An 18,032-nucleotide genomic window follows, 5' to 3' on the forward strand; every position below is an offset into this window, starting at 1 on the left:
GTTTAACCGCTTCATGTTTTTCTACACTTGTAAACTTTTTTCTCACAATCAAACACCCCTATTGTTTAGATGACTGTCCAACAATAGGGGTGCAGTTCACGGACGCGAAGTGTCTTGTGGAAGCGAACAGGCGGGAACCTAAAATGGTGGAATCATTCATGGCGTATGCCCCGGACTTTTCATATTTTTTATCCACTATGATACACCCGTAACTTCCACCATTGTCGTAGGACAAATCGACTGTCGAAAATTTACTCTATTCATAACATAGTTATTAAATCGGTTGTATTCCAACTGATGAATCTAGTAAAGGAGGGAAATTGATGAGCTCTTGTGGATGCGGTGGTTATGGATATGATTCGGACTACGGAAATGAAAAAGGCTGGGAAAGTGACGTAATTAAAGTTTCTTATAATGGGGCGAAAGGCTGCTTTGACCCTGCGGGGAATAGATTTCCTGTACGTAGTTATGAGCTACTACAAGCAGAAAATGAGTCAATGAGTGAAAAAAGAGGGAGTTTAAAAAAGCTAGCAAACTTAGCAAACCTAGAAAATCTCCTATAGTAATTGGTCTATTCTCTAAAGAAAAGCTTCTTTAGAGAATAGTTCTATAATGGTTACGAAACAAAAAAAGATGAATGCTTTACGACTTGACCATTTATGATAAGAGATAAATAATGCTCTCCTCTATAATGAATTCTTGTAGATAAATCTATAAAAGAGTGATTTCTTTGATAGGAATGAATTCCTGTAGGAAATGTCTTTTCTGTTAATTGAAAAACCTTTTTTGAATGTTTGCCGTGCTTCTTTAAATAGTCTATTTTATATTCGATCCTCAATTTAGTAGGAGAGGTTGATATGTTTTCGAATGTAAAAGAGAAAGATAGGCGATCTCCGATCGAAACCTTTTGATCCATCTGGAAGCTTAACAATTGAATAGCAGGATTATCTTCAAATCCAAATAAAGAAAGTGCCTCTGAGTTTCCTTGTTTTAATAGAGTGCGACAACCGTGCTTCATAATCCAATCTGTGTGTTTATGTTCATTTTTCCAAGCTTGACATAGCTCTAAAACGAGCTTCGGGTGATCCTTGGAAATATCATTAAGGTGATTGGCTACACTTTTCCGTACATACAGACTTTCATCTCTTTTTAACTCCTCTAAAATCGGTAAAGCAGGGGAGGGATCTATTTTCAAAAAAGCAAGTGGCTTCGCCCAAGGTAGTCTCGGTCTAGAGCCCTCACTTGCTAGCCTTCTAACATGCTCATTAGCATCTTTTGACCATTCTAAAAGGATAGACATCATTTTGGTAGGGTTTTCTTCGATATACGGTCTTACTGCAAACTCACAAGTAAAATAAGGAGTAATCTTCTTAAGAGCTTTTATTGACAATTCCCAGTTAGAAAAACCGAACACTTCTACATAATCGGGGAAAAATAAGTACCCATGACCAGCACATTTAGGTGCAATCTCCATTAAGTAAGAAATCGTTTCTTCATAAGAGCGAGCTACTTTTTCAAGAGAAAGAGTAATATGGCGAATTCGCTGTTTTAGCTCGAGAGAAGACCAATGATCGTCAAAAACAAGTGAATAAAATGTTTCTGTATCGAAGGAAGGGTTACACTTCTTGAATTCGGAAGTAAAGGGTTCTAAATATTCTTTCGTATAGAGATCTTTGATAGCGCTTGTCATAGAATAGCTCCTTTAAATGTTCAGTTTATGATTTTCTAAAGTTCATATCGTTATAAACGGTAAAATCTTCTGTGAGAGATAGCCCCACAGAAGAAGTTCGTGAAAATAAGCTTATCGATTAAAAAGCTCCACTACCACCGCCACCACCACCTGCTCCTGTTCCTGAACCGCTAGTAGAGTTAGATGATGCACTCACTACATGTTGATTGGCATTATGAAAGCTTAAAGAAGTAATACCAGCCATATAGACAAATGATTGTAAAGGATCATAATTAGAATTGAAATCATTTGATGAAGCTTTAAATGCTTGAACAAGCTTGTCATTTGCTTGTTTAAATTTTTTATTTTTAGTACCCATATTAAAGATGACGGCTTTCTTTAAATCTTCTCGTTCCCAATTATTCCAATTGTTTTGTTCATCTTCAAAAAAACGCTGTTGAAACTGCTCCAACTCATGATTGAGCATTTCTCCGTTAACCGATTTAGCAGTATAAAAAATTGCAAAAAACATAAAGAATAGAATAGAGAAAAGTGTGAGTACGAAATAAAGAATTAAATCATGAATTGGGTAGATTACCACTAGTGGTAATAAAGAAATTGAAACAAATCCAGCAAACCATCTAGGTTTCGCTCTGTTATTGATTAATTGCGCACTTTTCACTTCTTCTTTTACTTTTTGTACCCATTTAGTGAAGCTTTGATTGTAGCTATCATGATTTTCTTCATTTTTTGTGTAATCTGTTAGCTGGTCTACGTGAAACTCAGTTCCATTACCGATTGTATTAAACAACCAATCAATTAAATGTCGTTCATGTGGTAATGTATCTTCTTTTGATAGTAACTGAAAATGCTTTTCGCCTACTTCCTTAATTTTTCCTTTTCGTAATAAATCTAGTAAAGATGCGGCAACTGCTTCTGGATGAAGCTGCTGGTAATTAGAAAAGTAAATCGTTGCTGGTAGGCTTAGCTTATTAAATAACGAAGAGTTCGAGCCCTGTAATAGAGATATCATCTTCATTTTATTTTTCTTTTTATAAGATACAGCTAATAGAATGAACAGGCATGCTATCGCGAGAATAACAACAAAGAAAACGGGACTTACATTTTCAAGAAAAAGCTTTCTTTCTGCTTTTCTCTCAACTGCTAGTATATTATTATTTTGTTCCTGAAGAAGCTTCTCTTTCATGAGTGTATCTGTTGCTAATCCACTTTCAAAAAGCTCTTGATTGTAGGCTACACGAATATCGCCTTTTGAACCTGAAGGAAGAAAGCCAAAATCAAATAGGACTGAACCATTATCAAGGGTCGATTCCTTCATGAAAGCTTCATCATAACCGAAAGCAATGACTTCGTTCGTTTCTTCAGGGGGATGAACGGTAATCGTTAAATTTTCATAATCTGATTCATTAGAGCTATCAAAGAATGGCCAATAAAATTCTGCAATATCCTGATAAACATCAATACCATTTTCGATCGTATAAGTAATCGTCAGGTGAACAGACTCATCCTCGCCTCCTCGATAGATTTTGTATAGGTCTTCATCCATAGATACCTCTAGGGAAGAGCCTTCCTCGAAAGCTTCAACATTAATAATATCTGTATTTCTTTGCGGAGTTAATGTTCTTGTCATCCCGTTAAATTCGCCATCGAAGATATAATGGTGACGCTCTTCTACGAACGTTTCTCCATTTTCCTGTAAATAAGCGTCGATTTCAACTTGCTCAATGGTGAAATCAACAGCAGAAACGATAGTAGGAAAAAACATAAGGCTGATGCTAAAGCTACATAGTAATAGGAGCTTTTTAATAGACATATAAATACTCCTCCTTTTTTATTCACTATATATTTACGTTATTAAAGTCATTAGGTTTCAGATTTATAGAAGTGACTCATTTTGTCGATGTGCTTATGTTTATTATATAATATTAGTGAAACAGCAAGAAATGAAACTTTTCCCTTTTGTGATCCGTAAAGTAATAAAGGATACAATACATAAATCTTCATGCTTCATAAATTGATTCTTATACAGAAAGAGGCGTCTAAAAATGTTTAATTCAATACAGGAACCTAGCCAAAAGATTTCAAAAGATGCAATTAAAATTTGGAGAGTAACAGCGCTCATTACGCACACTATTTCCATTCTGGTTTTAGGTGTGATTCTATTCTTACAACAGCGCTTTGAATGGTTTGATTGGATTTTTTATGTAGCAATTATACTTATTGTCATTGAAGTGTTATACGGTATTTATGCAGCCTTTATTCGGCCGATGCTATTACAAAAAACGTGGAGATATGAGGTAGATCAAGAATATATTCAGTTAAAACATGGTATTTTTGTAAAGGTTCATTTAATCGTACCTATGGTAAAGGTGCAATATGTTAATACGAACCAGGGACCTCTTTTAAGAAGATATCAGCTATCGACATTGACGATAGGAACAACAGCCTCTACTCATGAGATTCCAGCTATTCCAGAGGAAACGGCAAAAGAATTGCGAATGAAAATTGCTATGCTAGCTAATTTAAGTGAAGCTGAGGATATAGAAGAAGAAGTATCGGAGGAGGAAGTTCAGCATGAGCAACGATGAAGCGACTACAAATGAAGAAGCTAAGCGTTTTCGACTACATCCTCTGACCATTTTGTTCTCACTTGGAAAATCGGTTAAAGATTTTATTATTCCGATTGTCATTATTTTCGTTTTGAATAATGGAGAATCGATGTTTACCTATTATGCAAGAATAGCAATAGGGCTCTTTTTTCTCTATATTCTCATCTCCTCTTTTCTACATTGGCTAAATTTTCGTTACAGCTTCAATAATAATGAGCTCCAGGTAAATCAAGGCCGTTTTGTTCGGAAGAAACGTTTTATTCAGCTTGAAAAAATTCAAGGTGTGCAATTAAACACTCATTTTTTATACCGTCCTTTTGGTCTTACATCTGTTACTTTAGACACGGCAGCAAGCTCGAGTGATGCCTCGATCAAATTGGAGCTTATTAAAAGAAGTGAAGCAGAATACATCAAAAAGTATATTGCTAGCTACAATGAGAAACCGCAAGATGATGAGAGTTCAATCGAGAATGATACCGAAATTGGCGAAGGGGCGTCTGTCAAACAAAAGCCAGAAAAAACGCTTCATTATAAAATAAGAGGGAAGGATATTGTATTTGCTGCCTTTACCTCTACTAGCTTTATAGCATTAATTCCAATTTTGTTTGGTCTTTTCTCACAGTTTGGAGATTTTATAAATGTCGAGGAATATGTAACAGAAGCTTATCAAATGGTTAGTCAAACTGTGGTTCTTCTAGTAATCACTATTATTGGCTTAATTATCATTTCATTATTGTTTGGGTTGGTAACCACTTATCTAACCTATGGAAATTATCAGGTCGAAGCGAATGAAGAAAGAATTTTTGTGAAAAAAGGAGTTCTGACTCAATCAGAATGGACAATTGCTAAAAAGAAGGTTCAAGCGGTGAAGTTTACGAAGACCTTTGTAAGAAGATGGTTTGGTATTGTAGGAGTTGAGCTCGTATGTGCAGGATCGTACGGAGATGATAAGGTAGAATCAACGATGCTTGTTCCTTTTATGTCTGAGAAAAAAGCGATGAAGCTTTTACCAGAAGTATTACCAGAGTTTCAGGTGGAAGAGAATATGAATAAATTACCTAAGCAAGCTTTGTACCTTAAGCTATTGCGACCGAGCTATTTTTGGTTGATTGCTACAGCAGTACTTATTATTTTTTGGAGTGACAAATGGTACTTTTCACCAATTCTACTAGCCGTCATTATTCTACTTCGTATTGCTGATTATGTTCATAGCCGTTACGGGTTGTTTCATCCTTTTATTCAGATGCGATCAGGTTCGTTTTCGGTAGAAATGTTTCTTGCTGAAAAGAGGAAAATTGAAGAGTTATCGATATCTCAATCGAAGCTACAGAAGCTGTTCGGCCTCTCTACGTTAAAAATAGCAACGAGAGGAACACCGGTACAGCATGCCGATATTCAAGACATTCCTTTAAGTGAAGCGATACGTTATTATGAATGGTACGCAGAAGGTAGAGCGAAGAAATCGTTGTCACAGAACGAACAGGTTTCTTCTATATCTAATTTTGTTCAGTAGCCTATAAAGGTGTAAAATAGAAAGATATTATATATAAAAGGATTGAGTTTATGATTACTTTAAAGTCAAAAAGAGAGATTGAATTAATGCATGAAGCAGGAAAGCTTTTGGCAGAGTGTCATAAAGAAATAACAAAACAAATTGAACCAGGTATGACAACAATGGAAATCGATGCATTTGTAGAACGTTTTTTACAGGAGAATGGAGCAACTCCAGAACAAAAAGGATATCAAGGATATAAATATGCTACGTGTGCATCTATAAATGATGAGATATGTCATGGCTTTCCAAGGAAAAAGAAGCTTATTTCTGGGGATATAGTAACGATTGATATGGTGGTTAATCTAAATGGAGCTCTTGCAGATTCGGCATGGACGTATCCAGTAGGGAAAATTGACGAGAAAACAGAAAAGCTCTTAGATGTAACGAAACGATCATTAGAATTAGGGATTCAACAAGCGGTCGTTGGCAATCGAACAGGTGACATCGGTCATGCTATCCAAGCCTATGCAGAAGGAGAGGGCTTCTCTGTTGTTCGTGATTTTACTGGGCATGGGATTGGTCCTACCTTACATGAAGAGCCACAAATTCTCCATTACGGTCAGCCAGGAAAAGGTATTCGCTTGAAGGAAGGTATGGTTATTACGATTGAACCTATGATAAATGAAGGGAAATGGCAAAGTAAGATGGATAGAAATGGGTGGACAGCGCGAACAGTTGATGGAAAACGCTCCGCTCAATATGAGCATACTTTAGCTATAACGAAGGATGGTCCACTTATTTTAACAGCTCAATTGTAATGTAGCATTTATAAATGATGGTGGCATTATCAAGGTTTTTCTTTGGGAAAACACAATGATAATGCCTTTTTTGAATAATTAAGGAGTTGAACTAATGCTTTATTTCAGCCTCTCAAATTCATTTACCATGCTGTAAGCAGTAAAGAATTTTCTGAAATGGAGTTGAAAATGATATGGATTATGATTTTTACATCAACCCTAATCATTGGATTGGTGGATTTTATGAGCTTTCAATTGAATATAACCGCTCAGGACATAACAAAAGAGTAAATGATGGATTTGCTGCTTTATGTAAAAGTCATTACTTCAATGGAGTTTGGGAAAATAAAAAGGATTATCAAAAGAAATCGATCTCTTTACCAATAAATATCCAAAAAGATAGTGTTACGTCATTTTACGGCACGTTATCTCTTTCAAATTCAAAGGAGGAGGTACTTCCTTGTGCGATTACGGTTATTAGGGTGGAAGGTGAGTCTGATTGGTTAGATATTGCAATCCCACAAGCTGCAATTGAGAAGAGATTTCCTTATAAATATCCCCTTACAATTGAGCTAAACCCTTGGTTAAAGAAAGTTAATGAACGGTATACACAATTGGCAGAACTAATATATTGCAGTTCCCCATTTGATTTGGCGATAATAGGTGAGGAAATTTCAGGCCATACAAATCAAGAAAATATTACTTATGAGGTTATGAAAAATATAACCTGTATACTTCCAATTCATTTGCAAGACCGATTTGGAGTAAAAGAGAAAGGAAAAGAGCTGTCAAATCAACTGAAAATTTTTGACTAGCTCTTTTTTCATTTAGGATAAAAGTATTTTAAAACGATTGAATTTTCTTTAATACATTTTCTAAATCGTCTGGCTTTAGGAACTCAATTGGAGAGACTCCTTTTTCAAACGTTATAGAATCTGCTTGGATGATTAAGGTATAACGGCCATTTACTTTTGCTATATGAATGTGCTCACCAAAATCAGCTAGATTCGCTTTAATTTCTGTGTCTCCTAATTTCATTTTGAATTCAGCTTCTGGCGTATGCTCAATAATTTGGGAGGTAGCTTCTATTACTTGGTGTTGATCAAGACGCTCGCTTAATTCTCTTTTTTCGCTCGCTTCCCATATTTCGAGCTCATGCTCGAATTGTTGCTTCTCTTCTACTGTGCCTTGGAATTCTTCTTTAACATGCTCTTGAACCATTTGAAGTACTTGGGTTTTTAGAATAGAAGGCATAGCCTCTCCGTATTCTACATGCTTCAAAAAATCTTCGAAATATCTGGCATGAGAAGCTTGATGAATTTTAACTTCAGCCTCTTCTATCATTCCATCCTCAGGCATGAAAGGATATTGTATCGATTTCATGTTTTTCGTTGTAATCGCATGCTCGACTTTTTTTATTAAAGATGAAGCATCAGATATGGTAGCTACCTTAGGTTCAAAATCACATTTCATAATAAATACGAATGGGTCATCAAAAAATTTCCTCGGAACAGCTGAAGCGACAAGAAAGGCACCACCACGTACGGCACTCGTTTCTAAATAAATACGAATAAATTTTTCTGACGCAAATTGAAATTCACTTTTGGTCTCAGCGGCTCGTGCTTGATGAAATAAATTGTAATTAGAATTAGAATCTAAAGGATAGCCTGCCTCTGTTACAAATCGACCAATTTTTGTTGGCACCTGCTCTGATTTAGGATGACGCTCCACTTTTCTTTTGACAATTTTCTGGAGCTCTCCATCAAGAAATTCCTTTAAGGAGCTTTCTTCAAATTCCTCTGTATTCATGGTTTGAAAATGCTTAAAGCGCTTTTGTGTTTCTTCTTCTTTTCCATCTATTTCAACTACGTAAAAAGACAAAAATTGAATGTTAAAATCCATATGCAACCTCACCTTACGTTCACTTATAAACTATTATGTTCAATTCATTCAGTATAGAAGATTGCATTTTTTGCGTCAATTTTTATTCTAATCTATGAATTTTTGACTTCAAAGAGCGAATAGGATATTCTTTTGAACAGATAGTACAGGAAGGGAGTTAGATGAGATGAAAAAGAAGTTAAGATTTGTCCTTTTAGCTATGCTACCGATTCTAGTATTCTTAGCTGCATGTGGGCAAGGAGAAGAAGAAAATACAACAACTGGCGGAAACGATGAGCAGGAGGAACAGCAGGATGTAGAAGAAGAAGGCTCTGAATTAGGTCCAAAGGAAGTGGAAATACCTGAAGGAACGAAACCAATTGTCACAATGGAAATGGAAAATGGTGGACAGGTTGTAATGGAGCTTTATCCTGAGATAGCGCCGATATCCGTTAATAATTTCCTTAGCCTGATAGATGAGCAATTTTATGATGGACTAACCTTTCATCGCGTTATACCTGGATTTATGATTCAGGGCGGTGACCCGAATGGAAATGGAACAGGTGGACCTGGTTATTCTATTGAAGGAGAGTTTGAAAGTAATGGAATAGACAATGACTTACAGCATGAAGAGGGGATTCTTTCAATGGCACGCTCTGGCGATCCCAATTCTGCTGGCTCACAGTTTTTTATTATGGTTGAAAATGCCCCACATTTAGATGGTGATTATGCAGCGTTTGGAAAAGTAATAGAAGGAATGGATGTTGTACATGAAATAGTTTCTGTTGAAACAGGTCAAAATGACCTTCCGATAGCAGGAAATGAACAAATTATTTCTTCCATGACCTTCGAAATGATAACTGAGTAATATCAAAATTGAATCGTTGTCGAAAGCCTTCAAAACGTGTATAGTTTTGAAGGTTTTTTATCGTTAAAGTAAAAAAAACGCAAAATAACTTTATAAAATGGCAGGACTTGACCCTTTCTTCCTAGCATTAAGCCATATTTTTGAAGCATCATTCTATATACGTATGAAAAAGTAAGAAGTAAGATTAAATAAATGAAAGCGCATTCAAAATTTATAAACTAACAATTGATTTTATTTAAGTTATTTTATTGGAATAAATAAATAATTATTTACTTAATTTTTGGTTTTGTAAAGTTATAAATATAAATATTTTAATTAGTTGGAGGTGTCGTTTTTTTGAATGTAAAACCATTAAGGGGGATGAGCAAATTGAATAAGTTTCGATGGATCACCGTATTATTTATTTCGATGATTTTCCTTTTGTTAGCTGCATGTAATAGCGAAGAAACAACCATTCCAGATCCAACAGATGAGGGAACAGAAGAGCCAGCGGAGGAATCCACTTCAACTGAAGAAGAGACTGAAGAAAGTACGGAAGAATCACCGGCTGTTGATTTAGGTGGAAGGACGATACGAATTGCCCAGCATTGGGATTTAACCCCAGAAGGAGGTACAGAATTAGGAGATTTATCTGTGCAAAGGTTAGAAGAAGTAAAGGAAAAATACAATATTGATATTGAATTTGTTGTAGTACCTTGGGAGGAAAAGGTTAATCAATTAACATCAACTATTTTAGCAGGAGAACCATTCGCAGATATTATTGGTTTAGATGCTGCTCAAACAGCCTCTCTCGTTCAAAGTGATTATTTGATTGCATTAAATGACATAGTTGATACAAATGAAATACAGCTTCCTCAAATATTACAGGATATGGGTACGTTTAATGGAAAGGTATATATGTTCAATAACCAGCTGAATGTGAGCGGAGGTATGTATTACAACAAAACGATGTTTGAACAGGCGGGATTACCTGATCCTTATGAGCAGCAGGAAAATGGCGAGTGGACTTGGGAAGCTATGTTAGAAGCAGCTAAAACATTAACAACAGGGAATCAATTTGGTTTAAGTGGTGATCCTAACTTATTTATGGAATATTTTATTACAAGTAATGGTGGTCAAATTCTAGATATGGATTCTTTTGAGGTACAAGTTGACTCTCCAGAAGCTGTAGAGGGACTTGAAATGATGAATGCTTTATATAATGAACATCGGGTTGTAAAGCCGAATGAAGGGAATAACTGGGAGGATCCCCGCAGTTATTTCTCTGAAGGTTTAGTAGGAATGACTCAAGGATGGGTTTGGGAAGCAGAAGGAAGAGCAGAAACGGCCTTTGATTGGGGATATGTATTTTGGCCAAAAGGTCCAAAAGCTGAGCAATATAGTACTCCTGTTTCGAACTTAGAGGGGATGACTATTCCTGTGGGAGTTGAAGACCCTGAGATTGTCTATCAAATTTGGGAAGATTTACAGCTGTGGGAATTTGCAGAGGAAGGGGTATTAGAATGGTTTGAAAATGTCATGCCAAATTTAGAGTCGATTGATACGGCTGTACAAATGATAGAAAATGCTGCACCTAATTATTGGCAGGCATATGGGTTACAAGAAACCTTCTATGATATGAACGAAAATATAGCAGACGGTACAGAATCAGCCTCACAAGCAGTAGCGAGCGTCAAAGCAGAGGCCCAAGCGAGTGTTGATGAATTTTTAAATCGATGATGCAATCAAATACAGCCTCTTCTATTAAAGTCAAAAAGTTGACTTAAGAGGTTGTATTTTTATTAGAAGAAAAAGGTACGGAAAGCATTAATGAGAGGAGGCTATATATGAAGACGTATAGTAAAACAGTCTTCCTACTTATGTGTGTGTGGTTTAGTGGATTCTTTTTTTTACTATCATATGGGAGCGATGTATTGGCCGGCACAACGGTATCTACAGAAGAGCTTTCACAGGAAACATCTAATATAAGATTAGATTTATATACGAACTATCTTGAACAGCATTCAGATAAGAAGAGGCCGAATGATGAAATCGTAATTCGGGCGATTAATTATAGTGAAGTAACAGGAATGAATGTAGAGATCCTGAATGGCTTGGAAGGAAATACGAATGACGTGCTATTTACAGAAGAAGTTGGTCAAGTCGAGTGGCAATTCGAGGTGAAGCAAGCTGGCCTGTACCATATCAATCTACAATATTTCCCTATTGAAGGAAAAAGCTCGTCTATTGAACGAGAGCTCCTAATAAATGACGAGTTGCCCTTTCAGGGTGCGAGTACACTTGTATTTCCAAGGATTTGGGAAAATGAGCTTGATGAAATAGAAAGGGACAATCGCGATAATGATTTAAGACCGAGGCAGGTTGAGAGTCCAATATGGCAAAGTCATGATTTAAAAGATTCAGAGGGATATTATGTGGAGCCATATCTCTTTTACTTTGAAGAAGGGATTAATTCACTCACACTTGTTTCGTCAAGAGAGCCGATGGTTATTGACCAGATTATGCTATACCAAGTTTCAGAAATACCGAGCTACGAAGAGGTTATTAAAGATTATCAAGAAAATAATTACAAAGAAGTAGAGGATGTTTTCATTAAAATACAAGGAGAGGATGCAAGCTTAAAGTCTGCTCCAACCCTTTATCCTATTAATGATCGAAGTAGTCCCGCAACAGAGCCTTACCATGTATCAAAAATTCGAATGAATACAATAGGAGGCTATAATTGGCGATGGCCGGGCCAGTGGATAAGCTGGGAAGTTGAGGTTCCTGAGGAGGGGCTTTATCAAATCGGTATTAAAAATAAACAAAATATGATTCGAGGTCTTTACTCTACTAGAAGACTATTAATTAATGACCAAGTCCCTTTTCAAGAGATGGATATGATTAATTTCTCTTTTAACAATCAATGGGACATGAATGTGTTAGGAAATTCAGAAGAACCATATTTATTTTATTTATCAGAAGGAACGCATGAATTTAAGCTAGAGGTTACATTGGGGGAAATGGCCCCTATCCTAAGGACGATTGAAGATAGCGTTTTAGAATTAAATTCGATTTATCGAAAAATATTGATGGTGACAGGTGCAGTCCCTGATCCTTATCGAGATTATCAATTAGATCAAAACATCCCAGAAATGATTGAGGTTTTTTCAAGACAAAGTGAAACTTTACAACAGGTAGCAAACCGCTTAGCTGAAGTGACAGGAGAAACGAGTGACCAAACCGCCATTTTAAATACAATGGCTTATCAGCTACAGGACTTTGTCAAGCGTCCAGAAAGTATCCAAAGAAGATTAGATTCTTTCAAAATTAATGTCGGTGGTCTTGGTACATGGATATTAACGGTAAGAGAGCAACCTCTTGAAATTGATTATTTTACTATAGCAGCTCCAAATGTAAAGATGCCTGCTGCTGATGCGTCTTTTTTTAGAAAAGCTCTCCATGAAACAGGAGCTTTTGTTTACTCATTTATTGAGGACTACAATACGGTAGGAAATAGGATGGAGGACGATGAGCAGGAAGAGGCAATAGAGCTCTGGATAGGAACAGGACGTGATCAGGCACAGGTGCTTAAATCTATGATCGATGATTCGTTCACGCCACATACAGGAATTCATGTTGATTTGAAGCTCGTTCAAATGGATGTTTTACTTCCAGCAACATTAGCTAGACAGGGGCCTGACGTGGCTTTGCAAATAGGAAATGAAGTGCCTGTTAACTATGCAATGAGAAATGCCGTCGTCGATATTAGCCAATTCCCTGACTATAAAGAGGTTGAAACAAGGTTTCGTGAAAGTGCTGTTTTACCATACAGATTTGATAACGGTGTATATGCTCTGCCTGAGCAGCAGATGTTCAGTATGCTCTTTTATCGAAAGGATATTTTGGAGGAGCTAGATTTAGAGGTTCCAAATACTTGGGATGATGTTCTGACAATTATCCCGGAATTACAAAAAAATCATATGGATTTTGCTTTTCCTCTTTTACAGGATCCTCAATTTCCTGGGGAGGTGCAAAACTTAATACCGAATCAAACCTTTACGATGATGCTTTACCAGCAGGATGGTGAATTTTATAGAAATCAAGCGAAAAGCAGTGACTTAGATTCAGATATCTCAATGAATGCCTTTAAACAATGGACCAGCTTATATACCAATTATAAATTACCATTAAAATTTGATTTCCCTAACCGTTTTAGAACCGGTGAAATGCCAATTGGCATAGATGATTACACATTTTACAATCATTTATCAGTATCTGCACCTGAAATAAGAGGGCTATGGGAGTTTGTCCCAATACCGGGGACGCTTCAACCAGACGGAACAGTAAGAAGAGAGGTTGGCAGTTCAGGTACAGCAGCCATTATATTGGAACAGGCTGAGAATAAGGAAGCATCATGGGAATTTTTAAAATGGTGGACAGAAAAAGACACACAGATTAGGTTTGGGCGTGAAATGGAAGGATTAATGGGAGCTGCTGCCAGGTATCCAACGGCTAATATAGAAGCACTAGAAGAGCTTCCGTGGCTTGTTCAAGATTATCAGCAATTAGAAGAGCAGTGGCAATGGGTAAGAGGAATCCCAGAAGTGCCCGGTGGATATTTTACAGGTAGGCACCTAGATAATGCCTTTAGAGAAGTTGTAAATAATGGGACAAATACGAGAGAAGCATTAATGGACTACATGATTTATATCAATGATGAGATTAGAGTGAAAAGAACAGAATTTGAATTGCCAATTGAATAGGGGGGAGCAAATATGAGTGATAGTCAGTCTAAACCAACTGTAAATCATAAATGGAATTCTAATACATGGTTAAAGATGAATAAAAGTCAGAGATTAAAAAGAAATATTAAAAAACATAAGCATTCTTATATTCTAATGGCCCCCTATTTCAGTTTGTTTTTTCTATTTACTGTTTTTCCTGTCGTTATATCAATGATTTTAAGCTTAACCTACTTTAATATGCTAGAGTTCCCGCGCTGGGTAGGCTGGCAGAACTATGCAAGATTATTTTTAGAAGACGATGTATTTTTGATTGCCTTAAAAAATACCTTTCTGTTTGCAGCGATAACCGGTCCAATTAGCTATGTAGCCTGCTTTGTTTTTGCGTGGTTAATTAATGAATTCAGACCGAAAATTAGAGCTTTCTTAACTCTCATTTTTTTCGCTCCTTCTATTTCCGGAAATATCTTTTTCATTTGGCTGATTATTTTTTCTGGAGATTCTTACGGATATGCAAATGGCTTTCTAATGAGAATCGGTATGATTTATGAGCCTATTCAATGGCTACAGGATCCTACGTATGTGTTGGCTATTGTGATGCTCGTGCAGTTGTGGTTGAGCTTAGGAACGGCATTTTTAGCCTTTATAGCTGGGTTGCAAAATATTGACCAAACCTTATACGAAGCGGCATCAATAGATGGAATCCGTAATCGTTGGCAAGAGCTTTGGTATATTACATTACCTTCTATGAGACCACAATTGATGTTCGGTGCCGTTATTCAAATTACGATGTCCTTTGCCGTAGCAGATGTGTCGATGGCGTTAGCTGGTTTTCCTAGTGTCCAGTACGCTGCACATACAATCGTCACGCATTTAATTGATTATGGTTCTATTCGATTTGAGATGGGCTATGCTTCAGCGATCGCAACCATTCTATTCATCATTATGATGACGACCAATTTAATTACACAAAAGTTACTCCGTAAGGTAGGTGAATAAAGTTGATATTAAATTGGAAGGGTTGGAGAAGAAAGAAAAAAAGGAAAAAGCTGAACCGCTCATGGTACGGTACGTTGTTTTTATTTCTTATTATTGCTTTGTTTGGTTCATTTATGGCATTACCGCTTATTTATACGATTAATAACGCTTTTAAACCTTTAGATGAAATTTTTTTATTTCCACCCCGGTTTTTTGTGAGAAATCCGACGATTAATAACTTTATTGACTTAGCTCATTTAATGACGAACTCATGGGTACCGTTCTCTAGGTATGTATTTAATACGTTTTTTATTACAACCGTTGGAACGATCGGGCATATATTATTTGCGGCTGCAGCTGCTTATCCATTAGCTAAGCATAAATTTCCAGGTGCAAAGATTTTGTTTACAGTTGTTATTTTATCGCTTATGTTTTCTCCTCAGGTAACGGCAATTCCTAATTATATGACGATGTCAATTCTAGGCTGGGTTGATTCTTATTGGGCAGTTATTGTTCCATCATTTGCCTTTCCGTTGGGATTGTATTTAATGAAACAATTCATGGAACAAATACCGGATAGCTTATTAGAGGCCGCAAGAATAGATGGTGCAAGTGAATACAGAATTTTCTGGAAAATCGTTATGCCGATTGTCAAGCCAGCTTGGCTTACATTAATGATTTTACTTTTTCAACAGCTATGGGGAACAGATGGCGGTCATTTTATTTACAGTGAAGAGCTAAAAACAATGCACTATGCGCTTGGACAGATTATACAAGGAGGGATAGCAAGAGCAGGAGCGGCCGCGGCGGTAGCGTTAATGCTCATGTCAGTTCCAATTATCGTCTTTTTGTTTTCTCAAGCGAGTATTATTCAAACGATGTCTTCTTCAGGAATGAAGGATTAAGGAGGGAGCGATTCATGAGAGGTCAAATGTTAAAAAGGTTCGTTCTATATGCTTTTCTCTCTATTGGACTGTTTGTAGCTTTTCCTTCTAGTAGTTATGCTGAAGCTCCATATCCTTCTTATAACTACTCTTATTGGGAATATACAGATCCTTCTGCAGTTCCTTATTTACCAAATTTAATTATTGATGGTAGAGAAGAAGAATATGGACCTTTCACATCACCAGAGGATGTATTTGTTGCAGGAAATGAGATTTTTATTGTTGATAGTGGAAATGATCGATTGATTAAATTAAATGATCAATTTCAATTTGTGAATGAAATCAATCAATTTTTAAATGGTCTAAATGAAGATGGCTTTAATAACCCTAGTGGTGTATATGTGACAGATGATAAAGAAATATATGTAGCGGATACAGGTAATCAAAGAATTGTCCATTTGACAAAGGAAGGTAAGCTCATTCGAATTATTGAAGCGCCAGAATCTGATGTCATTCGTGATGGTTTTGCTTATTACCCATTAAAAATTGCAGTCGATCAAGCAGGTCGTATTTATGTTATAGGCAGAGGGGTTTTTGATGGGATTATCGAGTTTAATTCAGATGGTGAATTTACCGGATTTACCGGATCAAATCGAGTAAGCTTTACTCCTGTTGATTATTTTTGGAGGATGGTGGCTACAAGAGAACAGAGAGCTAGAATGTCATTGTTTATCCCGATAGAATTCAACAATCTTGATTTAGATGAAGAAGGGTTTATTTATACGACGAATTCAGAACAAAACACAACTAGACCGATTCAACGACTAAACCCTACTGGTGAGGATGTCTTAAGAAAACAAGGCTATCATAATCCAGTCGGAGATTTAGAATACGCCTATACAGGTTCATATTCGGGCACTTCTACATTTGTAGATATCACGATTAATGATTATGGAATATACAGTGCTTTAGATATGAAGAGAGGACGAATATTCACATATGATGAAGATGGCAATTTACTTTATATATTTGGTCAATTAGGTAATCAAGAAGGAACCTTTCGAACACCTGTTGCTTTAGACCGTTTAGGAGAGCAAATCATTGTATTGGATAAAGGTAATCATCGATTAACAGTTTTTGAACCGACTGAATTCGGAAAACATGTCAATCAAGCTGTTCAATTTTATAACGAAGGAGATGACGAGGGCTCAGCTGAATATTGGCAAAAGGTCTTACGATTAAATGCCAATTATGAAGTAGCGTATGTTGGGATTGGTAAGGCTTTATTAATGGAAGGACTAAATAGAGAGGCGATGAACTATTTCGAAAATGGTCATAGTAGATCCTATTATTCAAAAGCCTATAAGCGTTATCGACAAGAAGTATTACGAGAATATTTTGGTGTTGGAATGACCGTTGTGGTCTTGATAATAGGAGTGACCATCATATATATGATTCGTCGTTCACAAAGGAAGGTGAGAACCATTGCGAAATGATTGGCTCAAATTCCCCTTTTACATTTGTTTTCATCCTTTTAAAGGGTACTGGGACTTAAAATATGAAGGAAAAGGTAGATTGTGGTTTGCCTTCATGATTCTATTTTTACTCGCTATTGTGATGATATTAAAGCGACAATACACAGGCTTTATTGTGAATTTCAACAATCTAAATGAGTTAAATAGTTTAGCAGAGTTTCAATACTTAATTATTCCCTTTTTTCTTTGGTGCGTAGCCAATTGGTCCATTACAACCTTAATGGATGGGGAAGGTAAATTTAAAGAAATTATTTTAGCCACAGCGTATGCATTCATACCTATGCTCATTATTTATGCCGTTACGATTCTCATAAGTCAGTTTATTACTCAGGAAGAGGCACCATTATATTTCCTGTTAGACAGCTTTGCTTCTATATGGTTTCTCGGTCTATTGTTTGTAGGGATAATGACTGTCCATCAGTATTCTGTGACCAAAACAATCGTCACTTTTTTCCTTACTGTGTGTGTAATGGGTCTTGCCGTTTTTTTAGGCTTGCTACTATTTAGTTTATTTCAGCAAATGTGGACTTTTATAGAGACCATTTATCGTGAAATGGTTTATCGAACCTAA

The 18,032-nt window shown here is 36.4% G+C and carries 15 protein-coding genes; 12 read left to right on the forward strand and 3 right to left on the reverse strand.

Features of this window, described 5'->3' with window-relative positions; translation table 11 throughout:
- Positions 1 to 323: 323 nt before the first annotated feature.
- Positions 324 to 563, forward strand: a complete 240-nt coding sequence (locus tag AZF04_RS02965) for a hypothetical protein (RefSeq protein ID WP_061947502.1) — start codon at positions 324 to 326, stop codon at positions 561 to 563.
- 53 nt (positions 564 to 616) lie between these two features.
- On the opposite strand, the gene AZF04_RS02970 is transcribed toward AZF04_RS02965, so the two are convergent.
- Both AZF04_RS02970 and AZF04_RS02975 read right to left on the reverse strand, forming a co-directional pair.
- Entirely contained in the window at positions 617 to 1,690 is a 1,074-nt protein-coding gene (locus AZF04_RS02970; RefSeq protein ID WP_061947503.1) for a DNA alkylation repair protein, read from the reverse strand.
- A 118-nt stretch (positions 1,691 to 1,808) separates the two neighbouring features.
- Complete coding sequence (locus AZF04_RS02975) at positions 1,809 to 3,503, reverse strand: DUF2207 domain-containing protein (protein WP_061947504.1); 1,695 nt, start codon at positions 3,501 to 3,503, stop codon at positions 1,809 to 1,811.
- A gap of 232 nt (positions 3,504 to 3,735) precedes the next feature.
- Here AZF04_RS02975 and AZF04_RS02980 point away from each other — a divergent pair, with 232 nt between their 5' ends.
- The 4 genes from AZF04_RS02980 (at position 3,736) to AZF04_RS02995 (ending at position 7,406) form a co-directional block, all read left to right on the forward strand.
- A complete protein-coding gene (locus tag AZF04_RS02980) occupies positions 3,736 to 4,278 on the forward strand; it encodes a PH domain-containing protein (RefSeq protein WP_061947505.1) in 543 nt (180 codons plus the stop codon).
- Entirely contained in the window at positions 4,265 to 5,812 is a 1,548-nt protein-coding gene (locus AZF04_RS02985; protein WP_061947506.1) for a PH domain-containing protein, read from the forward strand. Before AZF04_RS02980 ends, AZF04_RS02985 begins: the two co-directional genes overlap by 14 nt.
- Before the next feature lie 50 nt (positions 5,813 to 5,862).
- Positions 5,863 to 6,612 carry a type I methionyl aminopeptidase gene (map, locus tag AZF04_RS02990; protein WP_061947507.1) on the forward strand — a complete coding sequence of 250 codons (750 nt, stop codon included), beginning with the start codon at positions 5,863 to 5,865 and terminating at the stop codon, positions 6,610 to 6,612.
- A 173-nt stretch (positions 6,613 to 6,785) separates the two neighbouring features.
- The gene (locus AZF04_RS02995; RefSeq protein WP_061947508.1) at positions 6,786 to 7,406 is read left to right on the forward strand and encodes a hypothetical protein; all 621 of its coding nucleotides are present in this window, start codon (positions 6,786 to 6,788) and stop codon (positions 7,404 to 7,406) included.
- A gap of 28 nt (positions 7,407 to 7,434) precedes the next feature.
- Here AZF04_RS02995 and AZF04_RS03000 read toward each other — a convergent pair whose 3' ends face one another.
- Positions 7,435 to 8,493, reverse strand: a complete 1,059-nt coding sequence (locus AZF04_RS03000; RefSeq protein WP_061947509.1) for a DUF3900 domain-containing protein — start codon at positions 8,491 to 8,493, stop codon at positions 7,435 to 7,437.
- A gap of 166 nt (positions 8,494 to 8,659) precedes the next feature.
- Between AZF04_RS03000 and AZF04_RS03005 the strand changes: the two genes are divergently transcribed.
- From AZF04_RS03005 to AZF04_RS03035, 7 genes are all read left to right on the forward strand, one after another.
- Complete coding sequence (locus tag AZF04_RS03005) at positions 8,660 to 9,340, forward strand: peptidylprolyl isomerase (RefSeq protein ID WP_045482449.1); 681 nt, start codon at positions 8,660 to 8,662, stop codon at positions 9,338 to 9,340.
- 369 nt (positions 9,341 to 9,709) lie between these two features.
- Positions 9,710 to 11,059: an ABC transporter substrate-binding protein gene (locus AZF04_RS03010; RefSeq protein WP_061947510.1), complete on the forward strand. Its 1,350-nt coding sequence runs from the start codon at positions 9,710 to 9,712 to the stop codon at positions 11,057 to 11,059.
- Between the two features lie 107 nt (positions 11,060 to 11,166).
- Positions 11,167 to 14,085 (forward strand): extracellular solute-binding protein, encoded by a 2,919-nt coding sequence (locus tag AZF04_RS03015; protein WP_061947511.1) that lies wholly within the window; start codon positions 11,167 to 11,169, stop codon positions 14,083 to 14,085.
- A 75-nt stretch (positions 14,086 to 14,160) separates the two neighbouring features.
- Positions 14,161 to 15,063, forward strand: coding sequence for a carbohydrate ABC transporter permease (locus AZF04_RS03020; protein WP_235599915.1), 903 nt, complete (start codon positions 14,161 to 14,163; stop codon positions 15,061 to 15,063).
- 2 nt (positions 15,064 to 15,065) lie between these two features.
- Positions 15,066 to 15,947: a carbohydrate ABC transporter permease gene (locus tag AZF04_RS03025; RefSeq protein WP_235599912.1), complete on the forward strand. Its 882-nt coding sequence runs from the start codon at positions 15,066 to 15,068 to the stop codon at positions 15,945 to 15,947.
- A 14-nt stretch (positions 15,948 to 15,961) separates the two neighbouring features.
- A complete protein-coding gene (locus AZF04_RS03030; protein WP_061947514.1) occupies positions 15,962 to 17,422 on the forward strand; it encodes an NHL repeat-containing protein in 1,461 nt (486 codons plus the stop codon).
- 79 nt (positions 17,423 to 17,501) lie between these two features.
- Entirely contained in the window at positions 17,502 to 18,032 is a 531-nt protein-coding gene (locus AZF04_RS03035; RefSeq protein ID WP_412459194.1) for a YIP1 family protein, read from the forward strand.

Source organism: Alkalihalobacillus trypoxylicola, assembly GCF_001590785.1.
Taxonomy (GTDB): domain Bacteria; phylum Bacillota; class Bacilli; order Bacillales; family Bacillaceae_D; genus Alkalihalobacillus; species Alkalihalobacillus trypoxylicola.